The organism is Streptococcus oralis subsp. dentisani (assembly GCF_007475365.1).
Classification (GTDB): Bacteria; Bacillota; Bacilli; order Lactobacillales; family Streptococcaceae; genus Streptococcus; species Streptococcus mitis_AX.
The window spans coordinates 562386-580362 of record NZ_CP034442.1; the positions used below are offsets into that span (position 1 = coordinate 562386).

Annotated in this window: 20 protein-coding genes, 1 tRNA gene and 1 riboswitch; of the genes, 5 read left to right on the forward strand and 16 right to left on the reverse strand. The window is 41.2% G+C overall.

Annotated features, from left to right (window positions below; all coding sequences use genetic code 11):
* Positions 1 to 35 precede the first annotated feature (35 nt).
* The 11 genes from rlmD to EJF26_RS02980 all read right to left on the reverse strand — a co-directional run bounded on the left by rlmD (position 36) and on the right by EJF26_RS02980 (position 9440).
* Positions 36 to 1397 (reverse strand): 23S rRNA (uracil(1939)-C(5))-methyltransferase RlmD, encoded by a 1362-nt coding sequence (gene rlmD, locus EJF26_RS02930; RefSeq protein WP_000914609.1) that lies wholly within the window; start codon positions 1395 to 1397, stop codon positions 36 to 38.
* A gap of 74 nt (positions 1398 to 1471) precedes the next feature.
* Positions 1472 to 2446 (reverse strand): DUF1002 domain-containing protein, encoded by a 975-nt coding sequence (locus EJF26_RS02935; RefSeq protein WP_001227378.1) that lies wholly within the window; start codon positions 2444 to 2446, stop codon positions 1472 to 1474.
* Positions 2447 to 2532: 86 nt separating this feature from the next.
* Entirely contained in the window at positions 2533 to 3135 is a 603-nt protein-coding gene (locus EJF26_RS02940; protein WP_000475526.1) for a lysozyme family protein, read from the reverse strand.
* Positions 3135 to 4109, reverse strand: a complete 975-nt coding sequence (locus EJF26_RS02945; protein WP_000356109.1) for a nucleoid-associated protein — start codon at positions 4107 to 4109, stop codon at positions 3135 to 3137. Before EJF26_RS02945 ends, EJF26_RS02940 begins: the two co-directional genes overlap by 1 nt.
* Before the next feature lie 7 nt (positions 4110 to 4116).
* A complete protein-coding gene (glyA, locus tag EJF26_RS02950) occupies positions 4117 to 5373 on the reverse strand; it encodes a serine hydroxymethyltransferase (protein ID WP_000575551.1) in 1257 nt (418 codons plus the stop codon).
* Between the two features lie 54 nt (positions 5374 to 5427).
* Positions 5428 to 5859, reverse strand: a complete 432-nt coding sequence (locus tag EJF26_RS02955; protein WP_000942940.1) for a GNAT family N-acetyltransferase — start codon at positions 5857 to 5859, stop codon at positions 5428 to 5430.
* A gap of 1 nt (position 5860) precedes the next feature.
* Positions 5861 to 6463, reverse strand: a complete 603-nt coding sequence (locus EJF26_RS02960; RefSeq protein WP_000969281.1) for an L-threonylcarbamoyladenylate synthase — start codon at positions 6461 to 6463, stop codon at positions 5861 to 5863.
* Positions 6447 to 7283 (reverse strand): peptide chain release factor N(5)-glutamine methyltransferase, encoded by an 837-nt coding sequence (gene prmC, locus EJF26_RS02965; RefSeq protein ID WP_000761876.1) that lies wholly within the window; start codon positions 7281 to 7283, stop codon positions 6447 to 6449. Before prmC ends, EJF26_RS02960 begins: the two co-directional genes overlap by 17 nt.
* Positions 7283 to 8362 (reverse strand): peptide chain release factor 1, encoded by a 1080-nt coding sequence (gene prfA, locus EJF26_RS02970; RefSeq protein ID WP_001028815.1) that lies wholly within the window; start codon positions 8360 to 8362, stop codon positions 7283 to 7285. Before prfA ends, prmC begins: the two co-directional genes overlap by 1 nt.
* Positions 8363 to 8371: 9 nt before the next feature.
* Positions 8372 to 8851, reverse strand: coding sequence for a GNAT family N-acetyltransferase (locus EJF26_RS02975; protein WP_000151326.1), 480 nt, complete (start codon positions 8849 to 8851; stop codon positions 8372 to 8374).
* Positions 8841 to 9440: a thymidine kinase gene (locus EJF26_RS02980; protein WP_000068126.1), complete on the reverse strand. Its 600-nt coding sequence runs from the start codon at positions 9438 to 9440 to the stop codon at positions 8841 to 8843. The genes EJF26_RS02975 and EJF26_RS02980 overlap by 11 nt, the downstream gene beginning before the upstream one ends.
* Positions 9441 to 9562: 122 nt before the next feature.
* Here EJF26_RS02980 and EJF26_RS02985 point away from each other — a divergent pair, with 122 nt between their 5' ends.
* Entirely contained in the window at positions 9563 to 9745 is a 183-nt protein-coding gene (locus EJF26_RS02985; RefSeq protein ID WP_001117394.1) for a 4-oxalocrotonate tautomerase, read from the forward strand.
* Between the two features lie 134 nt (positions 9746 to 9879).
* A complete protein-coding gene (gene mnmE, locus EJF26_RS02990; protein WP_000632743.1) occupies positions 9880 to 11253 on the forward strand; it encodes a tRNA uridine-5-carboxymethylaminomethyl(34) synthesis GTPase MnmE in 1374 nt (457 codons plus the stop codon).
* 44 nt (positions 11254 to 11297) lie between these two features.
* Here mnmE and dapA read toward each other — a convergent pair whose 3' ends face one another.
* The 4 genes from dapA to EJF26_RS03010 form a co-directional block, all read right to left on the reverse strand.
* On the reverse strand, positions 11298 to 12233 hold the full coding sequence (gene dapA / locus EJF26_RS02995; RefSeq protein ID WP_000121614.1) for a 4-hydroxy-tetrahydrodipicolinate synthase: 936 nt from the start codon (positions 12231 to 12233) through the stop codon (positions 11298 to 11300).
* A gap of 51 nt (positions 12234 to 12284) precedes the next feature.
* Positions 12285 to 13361 (reverse strand): aspartate-semialdehyde dehydrogenase, encoded by a 1077-nt coding sequence (locus EJF26_RS03000; RefSeq protein WP_000542466.1) that lies wholly within the window; start codon positions 13359 to 13361, stop codon positions 12285 to 12287.
* A 358-nt stretch (positions 13362 to 13719) separates the two neighbouring features.
* Positions 13720 to 13792 (reverse strand) — tRNA-Thr (locus EJF26_RS03005).
* A 105-nt stretch (positions 13793 to 13897) separates the two neighbouring features.
* The gene (locus EJF26_RS03010) at positions 13898 to 14407 is read right to left on the reverse strand and encodes a QueT transporter family protein (protein WP_000737311.1); all 510 of its coding nucleotides are present in this window, start codon (positions 14405 to 14407) and stop codon (positions 13898 to 13900) included.
* Positions 14405 to 14501, reverse strand: a riboswitch (PreQ1 riboswitch). It overlaps the preceding gene by 3 nt.
* A 28-nt stretch (positions 14502 to 14529) precedes the next feature.
* Between EJF26_RS03010 and EJF26_RS03015 the strand changes: the two genes are divergently transcribed.
* Both EJF26_RS03015 and mscL read left to right on the forward strand, forming a co-directional pair.
* Positions 14530 to 14961 (forward strand): GtrA family protein, encoded by a 432-nt coding sequence (locus tag EJF26_RS03015; RefSeq protein WP_004245858.1) that lies wholly within the window; start codon positions 14530 to 14532, stop codon positions 14959 to 14961.
* Between the two features lie 84 nt (positions 14962 to 15045).
* Positions 15046 to 15426 carry a large conductance mechanosensitive channel protein MscL gene (mscL, locus tag EJF26_RS03020; RefSeq protein ID WP_000910209.1) on the forward strand — a complete coding sequence of 127 codons (381 nt, stop codon included), beginning with the start codon at positions 15046 to 15048 and terminating at the stop codon, positions 15424 to 15426.
* A 47-nt stretch (positions 15427 to 15473) separates the two neighbouring features.
* Here the strand turns inward: mscL and hemH are convergent, their stop codons facing one another.
* Positions 15474 to 16568 (reverse strand): ferrochelatase, encoded by a 1095-nt coding sequence (gene hemH, locus EJF26_RS03025; protein ID WP_000709267.1) that lies wholly within the window; start codon positions 16566 to 16568, stop codon positions 15474 to 15476.
* Between the two features lie 151 nt (positions 16569 to 16719).
* Here hemH and pepT point away from each other — a divergent pair, with 151 nt between their 5' ends.
* Positions 16720 to 17943 (forward strand): peptidase T, encoded by a 1224-nt coding sequence (gene pepT, locus EJF26_RS03030; protein WP_000222071.1) that lies wholly within the window; start codon positions 16720 to 16722, stop codon positions 17941 to 17943.
* Positions 17944 to 17977 lie beyond the last annotated feature (34 nt).

The following is a 17977-nucleotide window of genomic DNA, read 5'->3' on the forward strand; positions in this document are numbered from 1 at the left end:
AAAATGCTTGTAAAATAGCTTAAAATCAAGGATTTTCACCCTCTTGTTCGTTGTAGCAATACTACACACTCCACGTGGTGCGTTTGAGGAAACAAATCCACTGGCTGAACTTTCTTCAACTCATATCCCAATTCTTGGTAGAGTTTGATATCACGCGCCATGGTTGCGACATTACAGGAGATATAAGCAATGCGGTCTGCTCCTGTTTGAGCGCTTGCTTTGATGAAGCTTTCGGTCAAGCCCTTGCGTGGTGGGTCAACAAGAATGGCAGTTGGTTGAATACCTTCCTTGAGCCAATTCTTCATTGCATTTTCAGCTGTATCACAAACATAGTGAGCATTAGTAATATTGTTCAAAGAAGCATTTTTCTGGCTATTCTCTACTGCTTCTGGAATCACTTCAACACCGTAGACTTCCTTGACATGTTTCGCAACGGAGAGTCCAATCGTTCCAATCCCTGAGTAGGCATCGATAACCACGTCATCTTCTTTTAACTCCGCAAAGTCAATGGCTGTTTGATAGAGTTTTTCAGCCATTTCTGTATTGACTTGGTAGAAAGCTGGCCCAGATATTTGGAAGTCATTTCCCAACATCTGATCGGTAATGTAATCTTGAACATAAAGAGTCTTCCACTCCTTACCAAAAATCGCATTGGTATTCTGGTCGTTGATATTTTGCATGACAGAGACAATCTCTGGGAAACGCTTGATTAATTGTTCAATCAACTGTTCAACTCGGAAAATTTTTGGTCGAGTTGTCACTAAAATAACCATGATTTGTCCTGAATAGTGACCACGACGCACAACGAGATTGCGAATCAAGCCAGACTGCTCCTTTTCGTCATAAGGTCTCAAATCAAAACGACGAAGCAAATCTCGTAGAGCTACTACGACTTGGTCAATGACAGGATCTTGGATTAAGAAATCTTCAAGGGGCATGAGGTCGTGCGAATTCTTACGGAAAAAGCCAGTTTCCAAGATACCATTCACTCGACGAACGGGCACCTGTGCCTTATTTCGATACTTGACTGGATGTTCCATACCGAGCGTTTCAGCAACCTCTACATCTGTAATACCAGCAATCTTGTAGAGACTGTCTTTGACTTGCTTGGTTTTAAACTTGAGCTGCTCTGGATAAGTAAGATGCCCCAAATCAGCGATACCTGAGCGTAGATAAGCTAGGTCAAGGTCTTGGTTACGATGCGGAGAGTAAGTAAGGTATTCTTCAACTTTCCCATAGCCAATCTTTTTATTGACCTTAAGGACTCGCATGAGGATTTTCTCAGTTGGTAGAGCATTTTCTACAAAGAAAACCAAACCATCTACCTTAGCAACCCCAGCACCTTCATGGGTCAAATCAACAATTTCAACTTCTACAATATCATTTTTCTTTAACATATTTTTCACTTTCTATCGGCCGTCAAAAAAAGACGGCAACATTTCTGTTACCATCTATTATATCATGAAATGACCTAAGCACCAAAACTCTTGAAGAAGTTGACAATGGCTTGCCAAAGAGAACTCAAGAAATTGCCACCGTCTTCTAGCGCTTTATTGGCATCAAAGTTGAGGTTGATATTTTTAAAACTATCTCCAGCTTGGGAAACAATACTTTGCTTGAGGTCATTTAGGGTTTTAGTGAAATCAGCATTGTTCAAAATATCACTCTTCGAGAGGTTAAGTGCAAAATTGATGATGATATTGACCTGGTTTCCTGTTATAACCTGATCGAGTTTGTAGTTTTTTAGTGTGTCTTCTACTATTTTGCGGACATCTTCCTCTGTCAGATTGCCTTTGGCTTCTTTTGCCTTTGCGATTCCTGCCTTGATATCTGCCAAAGCAACATTGAGTTTATTGGCATCGTAGCCTGATTTATCCTTATTTTCAGCATTAATATCGGATAAGGCTTTTAACTCTTCTTGAGCCAAGTCTTTATTGGCTTGCGGTACTTTGGCTCCATTGGCCTCTAACGAATAGTAAATCCCTGCCAGGGCACTCTCACCTGTAACTGGAATAGGAGCTGCAACTGTGATTTTAGCATGCTCTACTCCCAAGGTCACCGCTGCATTACGATACATATCCTGCGTCACCTTGGTGATATTTTCAGGCGTTTCAATCTTGACCTCTAGAGGCGACTTGTCACCTAGCTTTTGAATCTTGGCTGACGAATAAAGCTGTAAACTAGCATCATTAGCCACATTCATAATTTTCGAATAGATATCAGGTGTCATAGTTTTGATATCTTTGGTGTCTTTTGATGCATCATAGCCAAGTTTGCTAAGTGTTTGATTTTTCTGGTCTTCAGATAGAGAAGAACCTAGGACATATTCTGGTTGTACATAGGTTTCATCGATTACTTTTTGAACATCGGTTGCTGCGTGGACGCTCGTCATAGCTGTTGCGGCCCACAATACTGCAGCACTTGTTAGAAAGAATTTCTTTCTCATGGGATATTCCCTCCTTTACCTTTCTAGGGTAATAAAACAATCTTAAAGAAAACTTATAGTGAAAAACACCTGGTCAAACCAGATGTTTAAAAGAAATTAAAGAATTTCATGATATAGAGATTGAAGCGAACCTGTCTCGAGTAGTAATAATTTCCACCATTCTCATAGAGTTCGGCTCCGTGAAAGATAGAAATGGGGTTGATATAGATATAGGTCTTTCCAGTGGTATTACCAAGGATTGGAGCGACCGTTTCTCGGGAGTAACGCTTGGCTAATGCCAGAGTATTTTCCTTGCCATTTTGAGCGATAAAGTCGATATAGGCAGGTCCAAAATTATAGGCTTGAACGGCGGTCCAGACGTCTACTCCTTTACTCTGTGCTAAATAGAGGTTATCTGTTAGTGTCTGTATCCCTTGGCGAATACTAGAAGCATCGTCTTTGATGGTATTGGTAGCGCCACTAGCAGACTCACTAGACTGCATGACATCCCGCTCTTTTCCCTTCGTTTCGGTATAAATCATAGCGAGCACCAACTCTTCATTAGCTGGAGTATCTCTTTCGCTCAAGATTTCTCGAACCATGGGTTGGTAGGTCATGACTTGCTTCACATCTTGGTGTATATGATAGACTTTATAGACAGCGAAAAGGAAGACTGCTAGTACTAGCACTCTTCGTAGTAATTTAAACATTATTTACTTTGAATATCCTCGATATTTTTGATTAAAATAGAATAAGTTCCATTGTCATTTTGGATAAACTCAACAGACTCTGCGTCTTGGTAAACATTATTTGGAACGATGAGTTCGATTCCATTTGACAAGGAAAGTTTTTGGTTTTCAAATTTCTTGAGTTGACGACTGGCATCGATTTCATCGAACTGGACTGGTTCTGGTACGGCTTCCTTAACTTGGTCGATAAAACTCAAACGAGCCGTCAGATTGTTATCAAAAAGGTCGTTAGCCAATTTCTCGGGAGACAGTTCGTTGCTTTCTTCCAGATTGTTGAAAATCGCTGATTTGACCTTGGATTGAAATTGAAAATCATCTGTGTTAAAGGACTCTGCAATTCTCTGGGCCGTTTTTTCCAGTTCCTTGATGGATTTTTTTGGCGAAATCTTAGGAGCGACAGCAAGAAGATTATCTGAAAAATAGTTCAGGAAAGCCCCGTTGTACTTGATTCGTTTCTCGATGAGGTGGTATTTGCGGCTTTGAAGATTGACCACCAAGGCCTCGTCAGCCCCCGTACCAAATCCAGGCAGGTTATTCTGAGTTAGCTTAATTGGATTATCAACTTCTCCACCGAGGTGAGTCAAGGTCTCACGCAGGGCAATTCGTAAGAAAGCAAAATGTTCTACACCTTCTTTAGAAAACTGAACAAAAACCAAGTCATTGGTCTTGAGGTTTTCAGAAATGCTGAACTCCTCTTTCCAGAGATTAGCCAGTGTTACTGATGTCTCCAACAAATCATCCGTGATGTGATTGAAGAAGGGATTTTCTTCTTCGAAAATCCCAGTCTTGGCTTCATCTGAATACACACGTTCGATTTTCTTGCGCAGGTATTCTTCAATTTTTGGAGTGATATTGAGAAACTTATCCGCTAGGAACAACTCGGTATCATCTGGGCTGAACTGATGGATAATAGCTTTCTTAATATAAATGTCCATAAAAGTATTAGTCCTCGTATAGTGGGAAGGCATCTGTCAACGCTTTGACTTCACTTCTCACTTCTTCTAAGACAGCTTCATTTTCTGCATTCTTAAGGGTTTTAATGATGAGTTCAGCCACTTTACGGCTTTCTTCTTCACCAAATCCACGTGCAGTGATGGCTGCAGATCCGATACGAATCCCACTTGTCTTGAATGGTGACAAGGTTTCGTATGGAATTGAGTTTTTATTTAGGGTAATATTGACTTCGTCCAGCAAGTTTTGAGCAACTTTTCCGTTCTCTACAACCTTAGTGACATCCACTAGGAAGAGATGGTTTTCAGTCCCGCCAGAAATGATACGGAAATCAGGGTCTTGCAAGAAGACTTCAACCATAGCTTTACTGTTCTTGATAACATTTGCTGCATATTCCTTGAAGGCTGGATCTAAAACTTCTTTGAAGGAAACAGCTTTAGCCGCAACAACATGCTCCAATGGACCGCCCTGAATACCTGGGAAAATAGCTGAATTGATCTTCTTAGCAAGTTCCTCATCATTAGTCAAAATTAAACCACCACGAGGACCACGAAGGGTTTTGTGGGTAGTTGTTGTGGTGATATGAGCGTATGGTACTGGACTTGGGTGAAGACCAGCCGCAACCAAACCAGCGATATGGGCCATATCGACCATGAGTTTAGCACCAACAGCATCTGCAATTTCACGGAATTTTGAGAAGTCGATAATTTGAGAATAGGCTGAAGCACCAGCTACGATCAGTTTTGGTTTTACTTCTTGGGCTTGTTTCAAGATCGCATCAAAGTCCAAGAGTTCAGTTTCAGGATCCACACTATATGACACAAAGTTGTAGGTTTGGCCAGAGAAGCTAACTGAAGCTCCGTGGGTCAAGTGTCCACCTGCTGCCAAATCCATCCCCATAACGGTATCACCTGGCTCAATCAAGGCCATGTAAGCCGCGCAGTTGGCTTGGCTTCCTGAGTGTGGTTGGACATTAGCGAATTTAGCACCGAAAATTTCTTTCGCGCGTTCAATAGCAAGAGTCTCTACCACATCTACCACATCAGTTCCACCATAATAACGGCGGCCTGGGTAACCCTCGGCATATTTGTTGGTCAAGATAGACCCTTGAGCAGCCATTACAGCCTTGGAAACAACGTTTTCCGAAGCAATTAACTCAATGTTGTTTTGTTGGCGTTCTTCTTCTTTGGCAATAGCATTCCAGAGATCAGCATCGTATGCTTTAAAATCTTCTTTGTCAAAAATCATAGGTCTTCTCCTTTATAGTGTGACTGGTCCTTTAGTTTGTTTTTACAAAATAAACTAAAAGATGCGAATAAACCGTTTTTGCACTTTATCACAAGTATAACCAACTTTTTCATAAAATGCATGAGCACCCAGACGATGATCAGCAGAGTTTAAGCGGATAAACCCATAGCCCCGTCTTTTTGCCTCTTGATCCAACCCTTGCATTAAGCTTTTACCAATACCTTGCCCTTGTGCTTGAGGTGAAACCGCTAAGCCTAAGATATTAAATCCTGCTTTGGAATAGAGGGATTCATAAACCTCAGCATGGACATATCCAAGTAGGACATGGCTGACTTCATCCTCATAGCCAAGAAGGAAATGATGTAAATCCTGAGATAGTCTAGCTAGTTGACTAGCTGTGTCCTCTGGACTAAAAGTATAGCCCAAAGTCTCTTGATTGATGTCACATATAGCTTTTACATCTGTTTCTTGCAAATCTCTTAGCATCTCATTCCTCCTCAAAAGAAATCTCTGGCAACTGAGCAAGAATATCTTCACGCTTGATCGCCCCTTGGCGTAAGATTTTCACCTTATCTCCAGACAAATCCAAAATCGTCGAATCCTGTCCAGTTAAAGAAACATCGTCCTCCAGACCCAGAACCTCTTGGTCAAAATCCTCTAGAATTTGAGCAAAGGTCACTCCACTTGCCTGACCTGAAATATTGGCAGACGGCCCAATCAAAGGACCTGTCTCTCGGATCAAATCAAGTGTAATGGGGTGACTCGGCATCCGAAATCCCACCGTTACAAGACCAGAATTGACCCAATAGGGAACTCTGTCATTGGCTTCGAGAATAATGGTCAATGGACCCGGTAAAAAGGCCTCTACAAGTTTTTCTAGATAAGTTGGCTGATTCTTTGAAAAGTACAAGATGTCCTCTAGAGAAGCGACATTAAGATTGAGTGCCTTGTCTCTAGGACGACGTTTGAGTTGGTAAACATGGTCGACAGCTTTTTCATCTAAGGCCTTAGCAAAGAGACCATAAACCGTCTCTGTAGGTAGAACAACAGCTCCGCCCTTTTCCAACTCTTGTCTAATCCTGTCCATCATCAACTACAACCATCCTATCTTGACCAAATTGGTCCTTGAGTGTTCGTACCCGTTTTTCAGGAAGATGTTTCCTAAAAAGCGCAGGAACACTTTGACCTTGCTTGTATCCAATTTCAAGGTAAATCTTACCACCATCTGTGAGATAGTCTTTTGCATTTTCCACAATTCTACGGTAAATAGCTAGGCCATCCTCATCTGCAAAGAGAGCTAGATGAGGTTCTGAATGCAAAACATTCAAACCAACCTCTGACTCATCTTCACGAGAGATATAGGGTGGATTGGATACAATTATATCATATTTTTCAGAAATTTCTGTAAAACAATCAGATTTTTTTAAAAATATCTGTAGATTCTGAACTTTAGCGTTTTCAGATGCCAAATCTAGAGCATCTTGAGAAATGTCTGCTGCTGTCACTGACCAATCTAGTCTGTTTTTAGCTAATCCAAGAGCTATGGCACCACTTCCTGTCCCGATATCAAGTACTGAAAGATTCGTCTCAGGATTTTCTGTCAAGATAAGTTCTACCAACTCCTCTGTCTCTGGTCGGGGAATCAAGACTCGCTCATCCACTTTTAGCTTCATTCCATAAAAATCTGCGTAACCAATGATATACTGAGCTGGTTTGTGAGCTGCTAACTGCTGGTAAATCTCTTCTACAAATTGTCTTTCTTCCTCTGTTACCTCTTGCTGAAGGGCAAAGACAAAGTCTGTAAAAGAGAGATTTTTCAAACTTCGATAGACAAAAGAGAGGCTTTCTGCTTCCTCTCCTTGTCTAATCAACTCTTCTTCAAAGTCTGAAAATAATTGAGCTAATTTCATTATTTGTTTAATTCTTCTAATTTTTGCGTTTGGTCATAAAGAACCAAGGCATCCACAACTTCATCCAATTTACCAGACAAGATGGTATCTAGTTTTTGGAGGGTCAAGCCAATACGGTGGTCTGTGACACGGTTTTGTGGGAAGTTATAAGTACGGATCCGTTCTGAACGGTCACCAGTACCGATTGTGGACTTACGCTCAGCGTCTTGTTCATCTTGGGCAATCTGAGCAAAATGGTCAGCAACACGCGCACGGATGATTTTCATGGCCTTCTCACGGTTCTTCTGCTGGGTCCGTTCTTCCTGCATCTCAACCTTGATATTGGTTGGCAAGTGAACGATACGAACAGCAGTTGCAACCTTATTGACGTTCTGTCCACCAGCACCTGATGCGTGGTAGATATCGACACGAAGGTCTTTTGGATCAATGTCGTATTCTACTTCTTCCACTTCAGGCATGACAAGAACTGTCGCAGTTGATGTGTGTACACGACCTTGGCTTTCTGTCACAGGAACACGTTGCACTCGGTGGGCACCTGATTCGTACTTAAGCTTAGAATATACAGATTGACCCGAAACCATGGCAACCACTTCTTTAAAACCGCCGACACCATTCATGGAAGCTTCCATGACTTCAAAGCGCCAGCCTTGGGCTTCCGCATATTTTTGATACATAGTTAGAAGGTCTCCGGCGAAAAGTGCCGCTTCGTCACCACCAGCTGCTCCACGGATTTCAAGGATGATGTTCTTGTCATCGTTTGGATCCTTTGGAAGGAGCAAGATTTTCAGTTTTTCTTCGTATTCTTCTTTTTCAGCCTTGGCATCTTTGAGCTCTTGCTTGGCCATTTCTTCCAAATCCGCATCACCGCCAGACTCTTTAATCATCTCTTCGGCATCAACGATGTTTTGAAGGACTTGTTTGTACTCACGGTAGGCTGTTACCGTATCACGAGTAGAAGCCTCTTCTTTTGAAAGCTCCATGAAACGCTTCGTGTCTGATACTACATCAGGGTCACTCAGCAATTCTCCTAATTCTTCATAACGGTCTTCTACAGCTTGTAGTTGATCATAGATGTTCATTTTTTCTCCTTATTTCTCAATTGTTAAATCATAGATTGCTACTACTTCGTTCTCAAATATTTCCCCAGTTTCTTTAAATCCATAACTGAGGTAACAAGATCTTGCATGTTCATTTTCTGGCTCATAAGACAACCAAAGTTTATTGCCTAAACCTGCTGGCGCTGTTCGAACATAGTCTAGCACTTTATCCATAATTGGTTTAAAATATCCTTGATTTTGAAAATTCTTATCAATCATAAAACGAAATAGTAAATAATTTCCACTACTAATTCCGATCTTTTTATCATAAGCTATCATTACAAAACCTATAATTGCATCCTTATCATAAACTGCCAATGGAGCTACAAAATCTCCATTTTTAGTGTAGACATATGCTTCAGCCAAACTAATTGCGTTGGTTGCAATGAATTGCTTTTGATATTCCTTGACATCCAAATTCAAAACATCAAAATAATTTTCCATTGTAACATCTCTTAGTTCAATTGTCATAGTTGTGCTCCTTGTTAGATGTTATCATTGGCGCAAAATAATGTTTACGGCAAACCGAGATATAGGTTTCATTTCCACCGATTTGGATCTGCTCACCATCATAAACGGGCAGTCCATCCTGAGTTCGTAATACCATGGTCGCCTTTTTCTTGCAATACTGACAAATGGTCTTGATTTCGTCAATCTTGTCTGCTAAGAGCAAGAGGTATTTTGAACCTTCGAACAATTCATTTCGAAAATCATTTTTCAAACCAAAAGCCATGACAGGTATGTCTAACTCATCAACAACACGAGCTAGGTCGTAAACATGGTGACGCTTGAGAAATTGAGCCTCATCGACCAACACACAGTAAGGTTTTTCAGGTAAATCTCGGATATAGCCGAAGATATCCGTCGTTTCCTCAATCGCAATGGCTGGGCGTTTCATACCAATTCGACTGGATACATAGCCAACACCGTCACGCGTATCCAGAGCCGAAGTCATAATCACAACTCCCTTTCCTTGCTCCTCGTAGTTATAGGCCACCTTGAGAATCTCAATCGTCTTACCAGAGTTCATGGTCCCATAACGATAATACAACTGTGCCATGCTTCTATTTCACGTCCATTTCTAAATTTTTGCTACATTCTAGTATATCATAATTTTCTGAAGCTTTAAACGGCAAAATGTGGTAAAATAGAAGAAATCAAAAACTAGTGGAGGAAGCTATTATGCCATTTGTACGCATCGATTTATTTGAAGGACGCACGCTTGATCAAAAGAAAGCTCTTGCCAAGGAAGTAACGGAAGCTGTTGTCCGTAATACTGGAGCACCTCAATCTGCTGTCCATGTCATCATCAACGATATGCCAGAAGGAACTTACTTCCCACAAGGGGAAATGCGCACCAAATAAGCTAGCTTAAGCAGAATTGCTTAGGCTTTTTCAATCTCCAAGTAGCTTCCATTGAAGAAATAACCTAAATTTGTTACAATTTGAAGAGATGCTTGGATACATATCCTAAGAAAAGAATTACAAAAGGAATTAGTATGATTACACGTGAATTTGATACCATCGCTGCTATCTCTACTCCACTAGGTGAAGGGGCCATTGGTATTGTCCGTTTGAGCGGAACTGACAGTTTTGCCATTGCGCAAAAGATTTTTAAAGGCAAGGATTTGAGTAAGGTTGCCAGCCATACTCTTAACTACGGCCACATCGTTGATCCTCAAACTGGTAAGGTCATGGACGAGGTTATGGTTGGGGCTATGAAGTCTCCAAAGACCTTCACTCGTGAGGATATTATCGAGATTAACACCCACGGTGGGATTGCGGTGACTAACGAAATTCTCCAACTAGCTATCCGTGAAGGAGCTCGGTTGGCAGAACCTGGTGAATTTACCAAGCGCGCCTTTTTAAACGGTCGTGTGGATTTGACTCAGGCTGAGGCGGTGATGGACATCATCCGTGCCAAGACTGACAAGGCTATGAACATTGCGGTTAAGCAATTGGACGGTTCTCTTTCTGATCTCATTAACAATACTCGGCAAGAAATCCTCAATACGCTTGCCCAAGTTGAGGTCAATATTGACTATCCTGAGTATGACGATGTTGAGGAAGCCACTACTGCCGTTGTCCGTAAGAAAACTAAGGAATTTGAACAACTCTTGACCAACCTCCTTAGAACAGCTCGTCGCGGTAAGATCCTTCGTGAGGGAATTTCAACTGCCATCATCGGACGCCCCAACGTTGGGAAATCGAGCCTCCTAAACAATCTCCTACGTGAAGACAAGGCTATCGTGACTGATATCGCTGGTACTACACGAGATGTCATCGAAGAATACGTCAACATCAACGGTGTCCCACTCAAATTGATTGATACAGCTGGTATCCGTGAAACAGATGATATCGTTGAACAAATCGGTGTTGAGCGTTCGAAAAAAGCCCTCAAGGAAGCTGACTTGGTTCTACTGGTTCTAAATGCCAGTGAACCACTAACCGCCCAAGACCGCCAACTCCTAGAAATCAGTCAGGACACTAATCGCATTATTCTACTCAATAAAACTGACCTGCCTGAAGCGATTGAAACTTCCGAACTTCCAGAAGATGTCATTCGTATCTCAGTTCTTAAAAATCAAAACATTGATAAGATTGAAGAACGCATTAACAACCTCTTCTTTGAAAATGCTGGTTTAGTCGAGCAAGATGCAACTTACCTGTCCAACGCCCGTCATATTTCCTTGATTGAGAAGGCTGTTGAAAGCTTGCAAGCAGTTAATGAAGGACTAGAACTTGGGATGCCAGTTGATTTGTTGCAAGTTGACTTGACCCGTACTTGGGAAATTCTTGGAGAAATTACTGGTGATGCAGCGCCAGATGAGCTTATTACTCAATTGTTTAGCCAATTCTGTTTAGGAAAATAAGAAATCCATGATCGTTCTTGCGGTCATGGATTTTATTGTCTTTATTAGTAATCTGGTCTTAAGACACCTGTTACAGTTTCCTTAGTTGCTTCGTAGTCGCCATCTACGACAACTTTGATAATGCGTTTGGCATCTTCTTCTGGTGCTGGAACTAGAGGTAGACGAGTTGGTCCAGCTTCAAATCCCATATAGTTAAGAACCGCCTTAATAGGAGCAGGACTTGGATAAGAGAAGAGGGCATTGACTTTAGGAATGAATTTACGCTGAATAGCTGCAGCTTTCTTCATATCGCTTTCTGCAATGGCAGTAAACATTTCGTGCATTTCATCCCCATTTGTATGAGAGGCAACAGAAATAACCCCATCCGCACCAAGGTTCATGGCATGGAAAGCATCTCCGTCCTCACCAGTATAGACCAAGAACTCTTCTGGCTTGTGTTCAATCAAGTAAGCCATATTGGCCAAGCTGGTACATTCTTTAACACCGATGATATTAGGATGGTCAGCCAAGCGAAGCATGGTTTCTGGAGTCAATTCGACAACCACACGCCCTGGAATGTTATAAATGATAATAGGTAAGTCAGAAGCGTCTGCAATAGCTTTAAAGTGCTGATACATGCCTTCTTGAGAAGGTTTGTTATAGTATGGTACGATTGCAAGTCCTGCAGCAAATCCACCAAATTCTGCTACTTCTTTGACAAATTCAATCGAGTCACGTGTGTCATTGGTACCTACACCCGCAATCAAAGGAACACGTCCCTTTACAACCTTTTGTACAGCAGCAAAGAGTTCCAACTCTTCATCGTGGGTCAAGGTTGGACTTTCAGCTGTCGTTCCAGCCAACAAAATACCATCTGTATGATGGGCCAATAAATGCTCAATCAAGGCAGGAATGGCATCAAAGTTGATGGAACCATCCTCATGGAAGGGGGTAATGAAGGCCGTGATGATTTTACACTCTTTTAGATCTTGGTAAGACATGTGAAACACCTCTCTATTTCAAAGAAGGAGTTCATTCGAACTCCTAAAACATTATTTCAATTCAAATTTCAGCTCAGCTGTTGGGCGAACCAATCCACGTTCGTGAAGCGTTTCTGCAATCTGTACAGAGTTCCAAGCAGCACCTTTGAGGAGGTTATCTGAAACAACCCACATGTGAATTCCTTTTTCAGCATCCAAGTCTTTACGGATACGACCAACAAAGGTATCACGTGAGCCGACAGCATTGATGGCTTGTGGGTAGACTTGGTTAGCCACATCATCCTCAAGAACAGCACCTGGGAAGACTGCAATAGCTGCTTTCACTTCTTCGATTGGAGCCACTTCTTTTGTTTCGATATAAACTGACTCAGAGTGAGCTGACAAGACTGGAATACGCACACATGTTGCAGATACTGCAATGCTGTCATCTTCCATGATTTTCTTAGTTTCCTTGGTCATCTTCATCTCTTCGTATGTGTAATCATTGTCAGTAAAGACATCGATTTGTGGAAGAGCATTAAAGGCGATAGGATAGTGTTTCTTATCACCGCCTGAAGGCAAGATTTCCGCATGCAAATCACGTGGATTCACACCGTCATTCAAGACTTCACGAAGTTCACGTTGTGTTTCAAGAATCGCTCCCATACCAGCACCTGAGACCGCTTGGTAAGTTGAAACGATGATACGGTCCAAGCCCCATTTTTGACGAACAGGCTCAAGCGCCACCATCATTTGGATTGTTGAACAGTTTGGGCAGGCAATGATTCCGTTGTGGGTATCAAGTGCATGAGCATTGACCTCTGGAACAACCAAAGGAACATATGGATTTTGGCGGAAGTAAGATGTATTATCTACTACTACCGCTCCAGCTTTCACTGCGTATGGTGCATACTTAGCAGATGTCGAACCGCCCGCTGAGAAGAGTGCAATATCAACACCCTCAAAAGCGGTCTCAGTCGTTTCTTCAATCGTAATATCTTGATCTTTAAATTTCAAAGTCTTGCCTGCTGAACGTGCAGAAGCAAGTAAACGGATTTTATCGATTGGAAGTGTTGATTCTTCCAACATTTTTATCATCTGAGCTCCGACAGCACCTGTCGCGCCGACTACAGCAACTGTATATCCCATAACTAACCTCTTTCGGAATTTTCTAAAAATTTCTATAATAGATGTATTATACTACTTTTTCCAGAAATTGAAAAGCATTTTTAGACTATATTTTCTGAAAACTAAAAATCCCTAGCCATTCGACTAGGGACTAAGAGGCATCTTCATGTGATGAGCAGGTTCACACAACTCATCAAGGTCCGCTCCTGCGTTATGACCTCCTTATGCTCAATAGTAATCCGAAGACTACCTATCGACTCATCGCAACTACTATTCTACTAGATAGAGTCACTTTTGTCAATAGCCAAAACTCTTTAGCTTCATTTTCACAGAAGTATAAGAAAAACCTTGGTCTCCCAAGGTTTTTCCGTCTCTATCATGCTAATTGCCGGGATTGAACCGGCGACCTCATCCTTACCATGGATGCGCTCTGCCAACTGAGCTAAATCAGCTTACCTAAAAAGTATACTATAGTTCTATGCTATTGTCAAGCGCTCTCTTTTAATTTTATGGAATGAAAAAAGCTAGATTTAGCAAGAATCTAGCTTATAAACTCCTTATTTTGTTAGATCGATTCGCTGTCCCAGTTTACCAATCAAAATCGCACCTACGATAAGTGATGCAAACTCACCAATTCCCGTAGAGAACCATGTCAAGAAGAACGGAGCTTCTGCAACGATATGGAGTTCAGCTGCAATGGTAATCATTGAAATTGAGAAGAGGATTGAAAAGAAGAAATGATCTTTTCGAATCAAACCATTGAACAGATAGTCTTTCTTGTACTTGCTAAATAGCCATACACCTAGACTAAGGAAAACTAGGGTAGATCCCCCACCGACAAAGACATCTATTAGACCGTAGCTAAAGAAATTAGCAATCATACATCCAATCGTCACACCGATGATATATTTGGGATTGTAAAAGGCCAAGAAATTCATCATCTCAGAAATACGGAACTGGTAGGCACCGTAGCTAATGGCATTAAGGGGTGGGGTGATGGTCAAAACCACATAGATAGCAGCAACGATAGCAATATCTGCCATGTCACGAACAGTTAATTTTTTCATGTTTTCTCCTTTGGCGGTTTCCCGCGTAAAATATGCTTGGTGAAAGAAGCTAAGCACCAAGGGTTGATTGAATCAACCTTACCAGTATAGCATAATATATGACTTTATGCTATACTAAAACCATGAAAAATCAAATAAAAGCTTTCTTTGATAACGAGATTCTCTCCTACTTATTTTTCGGTGGAGCTACTACTCTGATCTCGATTTTATCACGTTTGCTTATTTACCATATCGGCCACCAGGAAATCCTAGCAACCGCACTCGCAAATATCATTGGGATTCTCTTTGCTTTTATCACAAATGACACTATCGTCTTTAAACAAAAGCGAAAGAATTGGCCGACTCGCCTGGCTAAGTTTTTCTTAGCTCGTCTCTCTACTCTTGGTCTTGACGTTCTTTTAACTTATATCTTTGTTACATCTTATCCCGATATTATCGGGCAATTTGTCAACGAACAACTAGATCAGGTAAATACCATCGAAACGCTAATTGCGCAGGTTTTGATTATCATTCTTAACTATATTTTTAGTAAAGTATACGTTTTTTATAAATGAAATGGATGTCATTAAGCATTAAGGTTGCAATATTTAGGTATTTCAGGTACAATTAAGATTAGTTTTTGAAAGGAAATTATGAAAATGTTAAAAGATCTTAAAGAATTTTTGCTTCGTGGCAATGTCGTTGACCTCGCTGTCGGTGTGATCATCGCCTCTGCTTTTGGTGCTATCGTTACTTCACTTGTAAATGACATCATCACTCCACTTATCTTGAACCCAGCTTTGAAAGCGGCGAACGTTGAACGCATCGCTGAACTTTCATGGAATGGTGTTGGTTATGGTAGCTTCTTGAGTGCTGTTATCAACTTCTTAGTGATTGGCACTGTCCTTTTCTTCGTTATCAAAGCTGTTGAAAAAGCTCAAAACCTCACTAAGAAAGAAGAGCCAGCCGAAGATACACCTGCTGCTCCAACTGAACTTGAAGTCCTTCAAGAAATCAAAGCTCTTCTTGAGAAAAAATAAGACAAATAAAGGATCTAGCTTCATGCTAAATCCTTTTTCTTTACTCTTTACTCTTTCGGCAATTTACCAGCCTTTTCTAGCATTTTCTTAATCAAGTAAGGCATCTTCACATTTTCACGGCCTTTTTTCTCAATGAGTTTTTTGACAAATTCTGGCATCTGAAGGTCGTCTGTCTCCTCCATGATGTCCTTAGTAGTTGCTGAAGGCGCTAGCTCATCAAAGGTTTCTTCTTCTGGGAGAAATTCCTTAAATTCTTTTTGTTCATTAGCTCTTACAGTAGCAACTAAAGCATCAATTAAACGAGAGTCTGTGTTTGGCATAGGTGGTCGATGGTAGGTGACACCTAATTCTTGACATAATTCATAACATTCTACATCGTTATCAAAAAGAACTTCAATATGTTCACTGATAAAGCTAATTGGTACAAAAATATAATGCTCTGGATGTTGTTTCTGTTCTCTCAGATACTCAAGTACATCTGGCTTGATCCAAGGAATTCCAATATCACTCTCGCTCTGCCAAGTGTTGGTATACTGATCGCCCGTCAATCCGAGTTGTTCAGCGATTAGCTTGCTATTATCGAAAATCTGATCGATATAAGGATCTCCAAAGTCCAAGGCAAAAATTGGAACACTATGGGCTGAGAAAATTACCTTAAAGGACTCTTCTCCTACCTGGTTTCGTAAAATTTTGCTAATCTCATCTGTCCAGAAGTCCAGCAAAGACTGTTGCTGATACCAATCCTTAATGACTAAAAATTGTATTTGCTGGCTCTCCAGAAACTTTTCATACCCCATAACCGAGTAGAAGGAATAATGTGGTTCCAAAATCAAACAAATACACTCTTCAACACCATCAGCCTCCATCTGCTTGATCACATCAGGGATAAAGGGCCGAGAAAATTTGTTAGCAAAGTAGATGCCATACTCTTCTCCTAAACGTTCCTTGACTAAATTGACCTCCTCACGTGTAATCCTCTGAAGCGGTGTTCCACCTATACGAACATAGTTGTCATAGAGAGTCTGAATCTCGTGATCTTCGGGTCTAACTCCACGACGAATATTGGTAAAAAAATCCGCCACACTCTCAAAGGTAATCTCTTCTGGTGAACCGAATGTCATCATTAAAATTGCTTTTTTCATTGATATGTCCTTGTGATATTTTTTCAATTACCATTGTACCATGAAATATATCATAAATAAACGCTTTCATTCATTTTATTTTTATTTACTTCTCTTTGTCTTTCTCTCCATTCTATGATACAATGAAAAAAATGATATTAAAGGAGTTTTTATGACTTATCCCAACCTTTTAGAGCGTTTCTTGACCTACGTTAAGGTCAATACACGTTCCGATGAACACTCGACTACTACTCCAAGTACGCAAAGCCAGGTAGATTTTGCGACCAATATTCTTATTCCTGAAATGAAACGTGTTGGTCTGCAAAATGTTTACTACCTCCCGAATGGTTTCGCAATTGGTACCTTACCAGCTAATGATCCCAGCCTGACACGTAAGATTGGCTTCATCTCCCACATGGATACTGCTGATTTTAATGCTGAGGGAGTTAATCCGCAAGTCATCGAAAATTACGATGGTGGAGCTATCGACTTAGGTGATTCTGGATTTAAACTGGATCCAGTTGACTTTAAGAGTCTTGAGAAATATCCAGGTCAAACGCTTATCACAACTGATGGCACGACCTTGCTGGGTGCTGATGACAAGTCAGGGATCGCTGAGATTATGACTGCTATTGAATATCTGACTGCTCATCCCGAAATCAAACACTGTGAGATTCGAGTTGGTTTTGGACCAGATGAAGAAATCGGTGTTGGAGCTAACAATTTTGATGCTGAAGACTTTGACGTTGACTTTGCCTATACTGTTGATGGTGGCCCACTAGGGGAGCTTCAGTACGAGACTTTCTCAGCAGCTGCTGCTGAATTGCATTTCCAAGGACGTAATGTTCACCCTGGTACCGCTAAAGGCCAGATGGTAAATGCCCTTCAGCTAGCGATTGATTTTCATAATCAACTTCCTGAGAATGACCGACCTGAACTGACAGATGGTTACCAAGGTTTCTATCATCTTATGGATGTGTCAGGTAGTGTCGAGGAGGCGAGCGCAAGCTACATCATCCGTGACTTTGAAAAGGATGCCTTTGAAGCACGTAAAGCAGCTATGCAGTCTATTGCTGACAAGATGAATCAAGAACTTGGGAATGATCGCGTTAGCTTGACTCTGACAGACCAGTACTACAATATGAAAGAAGTCATCGAGAAAGACATGACGCCTGTTACCATTGCTAAAGCTGTTATGGAAGATTTAGGGATCGCGCCAATTATCGAACCAATTCGTGGTGGAACAGATGGGTCTAAGATTTCCTTTATGGGGATCCCAACTCCAAATATCTTTGCAGGTGGTGAAAACATGCATGGACGTTTTGAATACGTCAGCCTTCAGACAATGGAGCGTGCGGTGGATACCATCATTGGCATTGTATCTTATAAAGACTAAAAAAGACGAGGTAGCTCAGCTACTTCGCCTTTCT